This window comes from Chloroflexota bacterium, assembly GCA_016197225.1.
In the GTDB taxonomy this organism is placed as follows: Bacteria; Chloroflexota; Anaerolineae; order Anaerolineales; family VGOW01; genus VGOW01.
In genome coordinates, this window is sequence record JACPWC010000058.1 from 20,505 (window position 1) to 27,222 (window position 6,718).

At 53.6% G+C, this 6,718-nt stretch carries 5 protein-coding genes; 2 read left to right on the plus strand and 3 right to left on the minus strand.

Annotated elements, in window-relative coordinates:
• Positions 1-14 precede the first annotated feature (14 nt).
• A complete protein-coding gene (deoC, locus tag HYZ49_10225) occupies positions 15-851 on the plus strand; it encodes a deoxyribose-phosphate aldolase (protein ID MBI3242656.1) in 837 nt (278 codons plus the stop codon).
• Positions 852-933: 82 nt separating this feature from the next.
• A complete protein-coding gene (locus HYZ49_10230; GenBank protein MBI3242657.1) occupies positions 934-1,224 on the plus strand; it encodes a EutN/CcmL family microcompartment protein in 291 nt (96 codons plus the stop codon).
• Between the two features lie 1,189 nt (positions 1,225-2,413).
• Here HYZ49_10230 and HYZ49_10235 read toward each other — a convergent pair.
• The 3 genes from HYZ49_10235 to HYZ49_10245 all read right to left on the minus strand — a co-directional run bounded on the left by HYZ49_10235 (position 2,414) and on the right by HYZ49_10245 (position 6,558).
• A complete protein-coding gene (locus tag HYZ49_10235; GenBank protein MBI3242658.1) occupies positions 2,414-3,448 on the minus strand; it encodes a PD40 domain-containing protein in 1,035 nt (344 codons plus the stop codon).
• 68 nt (positions 3,449-3,516) lie between these two features.
• A complete protein-coding gene (locus HYZ49_10240; GenBank protein ID MBI3242659.1) occupies positions 3,517-4,974 on the minus strand; it encodes an RHS repeat-associated core domain-containing protein in 1,458 nt (485 codons plus the stop codon).
• 600 nt (positions 4,975-5,574) lie between these two features.
• Positions 5,575-6,558 carry an RHS repeat-associated core domain-containing protein gene (locus tag HYZ49_10245; GenBank protein ID MBI3242660.1) on the minus strand — a complete coding sequence of 328 codons (984 nt, stop codon included), beginning with the start codon at positions 6,556-6,558 and terminating at the stop codon, positions 5,575-5,577.
• Positions 6,559-6,718: the final 160 nt, after the last annotated feature.

A 6,718-nucleotide genomic window follows, 5' to 3' on the forward strand; every position in this document is an offset into this window, starting at 1 on the left:
AGGTGCTTCTGCGAATGGCGGACGAACAGCGCGCGGCCCAGACCGGCCAGCAACTTTGCGGGCGCGAGTGCGAGAACGGCCTGTGTGTGCAAGTGTGCGTAGAGCGCGTGCAGTCAGTGCTCGCCGCCGGAGCCGACCGGCTGAGCGCCGGAGTCGGCGCTCTCCCGGCAGACCAGGCCATTGCGGCCATGATCGATCATACCCTGCTCAAGCCCGAAGCCACGCCCGATCAGATCGCCCAACTCTGCTATGAAGCCCGCAAGCACAACTTCGCCAGCGTGTGCGTCAACCCGACTCATGTGAAGCTGTGCGCCCAATTGCTCAAAGGCTCGCCGGTCAAAGTTTGCGCCGTCGTCGGCTTCCCGCTCGGCGCAAACCCACCTGAGGTGAAGGCCTTTGAAACCCAGCAAGCGATTGACGAGGGCGCATCCGAGATTGATATGGTGATCAACATCGGCGCGATCAAGTCGAAAGACTGGGAGCAGGCAACCCGCGACGTTCGAGCCGTGGTGCGCGCCGCTCATGCCAACGGCGCGATTGTCAAAGTGATTATCGAGGCCGCCCTGCTGACCGACGAGGAGAAAGTGGCCGCCTGCCTGATCTCCAAAGAGGCCGGGGCCGACTTCGTCAAAACATCCACCGGCTTCGGGCCGGGCGGGGCCACTGCCGCCGATGTGGCCCTGATGCGAAAAGTAGTCGGGCCGGGACTGGGCGTGAAGGCGGCGGGCGGCATTCGCAACCTGCTCGACGCCCAAAAGATGATCGAGGCCGGGGCCAACAGAATCGGGGCCAGCGCCGGGGTGAAGATCGTGGCCGAGGCTGGCGGGGTTACGCCAGCAGGAAAATACTAAACCCGCAATTCACAATTCACAGTTCTCAATTCACAATTGTGAATTGCGCATTGTGCATTGTGAATTGTGTATTGAGGTCATTATGCAAATCGCTCGCGTCATCGGTTCCACCGTTGCCACCATCAAAGACGAAAAGCTGACGGGCCGCAAACTGCTCATCGTGCGCGAAGCCGACGAGACCGGCAATGCCGTAGGCAAGCCCTACGTAGCCGTTGACACCGTAGACGCCGGGACGGGCGACCTGGTGCTGGTGGCCGCCGGTTCCTCCGCCCGCCAGACGACCATCACCAAAGACTCGCCGGTGGATGCGGTGATTATGGCGGTGATTGATTCGTTGGAGGTGAGCGGGACGGTGACTTTTAGGAAGAGCTGAGGGTCATCCAGGCAGGTTGACAACAAAAGAGCGCGGATTGCCAGAATTATCGGATTCCTATCCGCCCATTCCGAAAATCCGTGCTGTCCTGCCGCCATAAAAAGAACACGGCTTGCCCGGTTGAACTCAGGCAAGCCGTGCTTCATCTTGCAGATTTTGGGAGAAGCGCTATTACCGGATTTCGTAAACCCGCTTCGCGTTGAACGGATTATTGGCCAGTAGACTCCGATCAATCTGCTCCCAAAATCCGCTGACAGCAGTGCTGAAGTCGTCTTCTTCGTCGTCACCCCGCCGGTAGTGACTGAACTCAAACGGTTCTCGGCGTCGAAGGTTTGCGTGTAAGTTGTGCCGCCTTCCACCCGCTTGACCATGTTGCCGTTCTTGTCGTAGCAGTAAGTGTCAGAACCAGCAGAAGTGACGGCGTGCGGCTTGGTTAGCGCCCCGTCTGGGCAGGTCGCGCTCTGCGAAGCGTAGCTGTAGGTTGTCGTGGCGAAGATGACCGGCCCGCTGGGCGTCGGGTACGATGTCATGCCCCGCGTGTGCGGCAGGAGGCCCCCGCTGAAGATGGGCGTGTTGCCGTAGGTGACCTGTTGCCCGCCGATGAGGCCGGTGACGCTATTTCGACCAATGAGAGCGCCATAGGTGTAGACAATCACCAGCTTCGGCGCATTGGCCGCCGACCCGTCGTAACTGCTGACAAACTTCCGCCCGAAGCTGGCGCCGGTGCCTTTGAGAATCACCGCCAGGCTGTTGCCGCTCCGCCAGTCGGCCCGGTTCACCACTTCCTGAATCACCAGCTTCATCTCGTCCAGCGAATACCAGGTGTTGGCCTGCCACTGGACGTTGGAAGCATGGCTGACCTGCTGGGCCGTCAGCGCCCGTTGCGAGGGCAGGTTGCCGGTCGAGAAGGTCGGGCAGTTGCGTGGGGTGCTGAATGGTAAGGTGCCGGAGCCGGTAGCAGTGTAATGGTGCTACAATGACGAGGCCAGCCAGACGTTGCGCGTAGGGCAATGCTGGAGACGGTTGAAGACCGCCCGAGCGCCGTGCTGGCCACCATCAGTTGGGCAGAGCCTTTGGCCTACCAACTTTTGTTTCTGTCCAACTGATGGTGGAAAAAGTGATAAACACAAGGCTTGGCAGGGCCTCTAGCCGCGCAGGGGCGGTGAAACCAGATTTGCGTCGCGGAAGCTTAGTTGACACAGACAAGATCGCCTGTCGACAAGTCCTCTCCCAAAGCACTAAGTTCCAGAAAATTTATGTTGCCTTCCTGAGCTATAGCAATCCGATCACCTTCAGGTGACCAGGCCGCATCACCAATATTAGATGGACTAGGAATTATTTTCTTGCACGAGCCGTCTACTGTAATGATAGATAATCGACCGGCGAAAATATTATTGACCGGCGCTGTAACATATAGGACACTTCTTCCGCTTGGCGACCACGAAGGGGAAAAATCATTGAACGAAGGGCTGTCTGTGAGGCGAGACAGTTCGCCACCCTCAAATGTCAATAAATAGATGTCGCCTTGAGAGGTATATTCTCCGCTTGGCTTTTCAGAGGGCCAATAAACTGTGAAAGCTAATTTAGCGCCATCAGGTGACCAAGCGATGTCATGTGAAAACAAGCTGAGGAGAGGCCCCGCACCCGGATTGTCAGCAGGCATATCAAGCACAAGCGTCTGTTGAAGTGTCGCAATATCGACAACATATATTTCAACTTTATCAAACGCACGAATCAGTATTGCAAGTCTTTGGCCATCAGGTGACCAAGCCATGGGCCCATAAAGGGTATCAGGCAATAAGAGTTCGCTTGTCTTACCTGCATTTGTATCCAAACTTAGTATACGAATGCGCCCTGAATCAGCATAGGCAATCAAATCGCCTTGAGGTGATAAAACTGCATCCTGGCCTTCGGCGCTCCCATCAACCGTTGTCAGTGTTACCAGGCTTTGTTTATCAAGATCGCCTATAAATATCGGGTACTTAGTATATAAAAGGTCTTGCCCTTGATAAGCTTGTCCTTGAATGGCCAGGCGATCTTTGATCGTCCAACTGACTCCCATTAATGCTAAACCTGACTTACCTCGGAAGACTGGCGTTGCTGTTGTAGCAGGTGCGCTACCCGTACAACTCACCAGAAAATAAACTATTGAAATGCAACACAACCAGCCCGAATTTCGAGATTTTCGGACAAGCTTAGGAGAGAAGTCGACTTGTTGCAACATATCTAGCTCCAGCAGGATCAGTCGTGAGCGAGGCGACTAGGGAATTCAGTGAATTTTTTCTGTTTACCTCAATACCTTTTCGGCAAAGCAAGTGGCGGACATAAGGATACACATAGAGGTTGGTGCGAGTAAAGTGGTCGTATAGCACTGTCCTTAAGTCCCCCGATTGTAAGGGATGTCTCGTTACCCCAATAGGCGTTGGTGTATACTCCGTATGATGGGCTGTCTTTTTTAGTTTTATCTAGTTCGGCATCTGTGGCTCCTATATTTTCACCGCCCAGCCCCATCGCTTCATATATCCTCCATTGCGCTCTGTAGGCAAGAATCTCGCCGTAAAAAGTGCCAGTCAAGTTTGAATCTCTCAAGTGATCAATTTCGTGTCCAAATGCTCCAGCCAAAACCGAAAACTCCAACTCGCTGTATGCAAACCATTTGATAACAGCAGTATCTATGAAAATCATTCCCTCCGTCGCGTTGGCGTACATAAGGCAGTTGTTACATGTGCTGACACGAAACTGAGATAGCAAGCATTCCCGATCTGGCTCTGCACCGCAATCCATAGCATTCGGTCTGCTAAATTCGCGAAAAAACTTCGCAAGAGATTCGCCGGTTGGGCCCCCACGGCTTTCTAGAACAAGCAATATGGCCTCCACAAGTTCGCCAAGGTTGCCGGAGTTTGTAAAACTATCCAACACTGATTGAACTTGATTCTGCCTCGCATTGTATGCCCAACAATCTGCTCGACTGAATACTCCACCATCAGGGTTAACGTAGGCGTCGTTGCGCCCCTCTGCAAACGTATCACAATCAGCATAAGTGTGTCCCGTAGGGTCAGTATATTTCAGCGGGTTGTTTTTGACATAGCTGAATCGATTTAGCGCCTGCGGATCACCCGGTTCCGGCACAATCGTATCCGCGCTCAAGAACCTCCCCAGCTTCGCTGAGTAGAATCTTGCTCCATAGCTGTAAATCCCTCCCAACTCCGTGCCCATCGAAAGCTGTCCCGTGAACAAGTGATTGGTCTTCAAATCTGCGCTGACAATGCGGCTCTCGCCAAACGGGTAATATCGCTGCTCCCCATTCGTCACAAGGTTGCCGCTTGAGTCCAGCAGAACGCTGGCCGAGCCCAGGTGGTCTTTGAGCGAATAATACAGCGTGTTGCTCCCGCCCACAATATCCACCCGCATCGCCCCGCCGGGGTAGTAGCTCGTCTTCTTCGTCACCACGCTGTTGGTCAACTCCACCTCATACGTGCCCACGTAAACAGTGGTCGTCGTGCCCTTCACCTTCTTCACCAGGTTGCCGTCGCCGTCGTACACAAACGTCGTCGTCACCCCGCCGGTGATTACTGAACTCAGCCGGTTCTCGGCGTCGAAGTCTTGGGTGAAGGTTGTGCCATTCTCAACGCGTTTCACCATGTTCCCGTTCTTGTCGTAGCAGTACGTGTCCGCGCCAGCAGACGTGACGGCGTGCGGCTTGGTCAGTGCGCCTGCGGAGCAGATGTTGTAGGCGAGGCCGATGAACAAAGAGCACGGATTGCCAGAATTAGCGGATTCCGATCCGTCCATTCCGAAAATCCGTGCTGTTCACACAAAATAAACACGGCTTGCCTGGTTGAACTCGGACAAGCCGTGTTCTCTTTACTCTTACGATATCTGATTTTCGGGGCCGCTACCGTCTCGCCGCTCTGGCCCGCATTGCCGCCGGGGTACTTCATCCATAGCAGGCGGCTGAAGGTGTCGTTGTAGGCACTGCGCGTCTTGTCAGTTATAACGAATGGATTAACGTTTGAAATGCAGTTGATAACCTAGCGTTTACTTCCTCTTTCTCGAGAAAAATGTGATAAGCCATGCAGTGAAGGGATCTAATTGATCTATAGGTTCATTTCTGCTCAAGCGTTTTTTTTGTACGCGCCAACTCCTCGCGTACTCTAGAGCAGAGGAAAAAGAAGTAACCACAACCCCAACAACTACAACTAAGAGCCATATAGGAAATGGATCGCCCGGACGCGGCGGAAATGCAAAAGCTGTATATATAGCTATTACAAGGAATACTATTGCCAGGCCAAGAATATATGCAAGCCATCGTTTGTACCCTCTGGAATTCTTATCCATAAAGGCTCCTTTTTATTTGGATAACCCAAACCGCAATGGCATGATTAATGCCCATTCCCTTCCTGAAGATCCGCCCTGGTTTCTAGCTGAGTCGTAGGCGAGAGTCACAGTATTTATAGCGGTATCTGTGATTGGATCATGCGCTACAGTTCCAGCCACACTTGTGATCGTACTCATAACTGTATCTTGCCCAACGACCACGAGCAAAGCTCGGCTATTCGGATCATAACTCAAGCCAGTACGTCCACCTGTAATGTCGCTTAAGATTGCAAAGCCGGTTGATACCCAGCTTATACCAGCTTCAAAAATCTGTAAGTCTTCGTGCACAAGAGCCGCGGCTGGTACACAACCAAGTTCAGTAAAAAGAGCACACGCCGCCAAATCAGCGATAGGATTAGCTATTCCTACAGCGAATGCTACTTGATCCACAGAGGTGGACATATCACTAAAAAACTGAGATGCATCCTGACGAGTCCATCCCCCATTCAATGGGGTGTCTGGCGGTGGAGCAATACATGCACCCGACCCTCCACAAGGCTCATTATTTGCAACATCAGGCGGATTAGAAGGCGTACAACACGGGCTGTTATTCGTTGGCACCGGCAAGCCTGCATCGAGGTTAGTTCCAGGAATCCCAGTGCTTCCACTCGGTGGAGGTGTATTATCCACACCAGCATCCGGCACGGGTTGATTGCCGTTATTACCACTTCCAGTACCAGCTCCGCCGCTTGTTCCGGTATTGCCTGTGCCATTGCTACCAGTTCCACTGCCACCACTTGTCGGGCATTCGGGATCAGAATAGGCGGAGCCACAAACGGATCCATGTCCCGTCGGGTCAATATATTTCAACGGATTGTTACGAACATACGTGAAGCGGTTCAAACTCTGCGGGTCGGCAAAGTTCGGCACAATCGTATCCGCGCTCAAGAACCGTCCCAAACGCGGCGAGTAAAAACGCGCGCCATATGAGTATATTCCACCCAGCCCCACACTCAACTGCCCGGTGAAAAGGTGGTGTCACCCCTCGGGCTATACTGATCGGGTCGGCCTCGGCAAGCTGATCGCCCCCGCCTCGGCAAGCTGATCGGCTCGGCCTCGGCAAGCTGATCCGCTGGCAGTGAGTCTCTCCTAGCTGCGGTATCCTCGCGGAAATTTA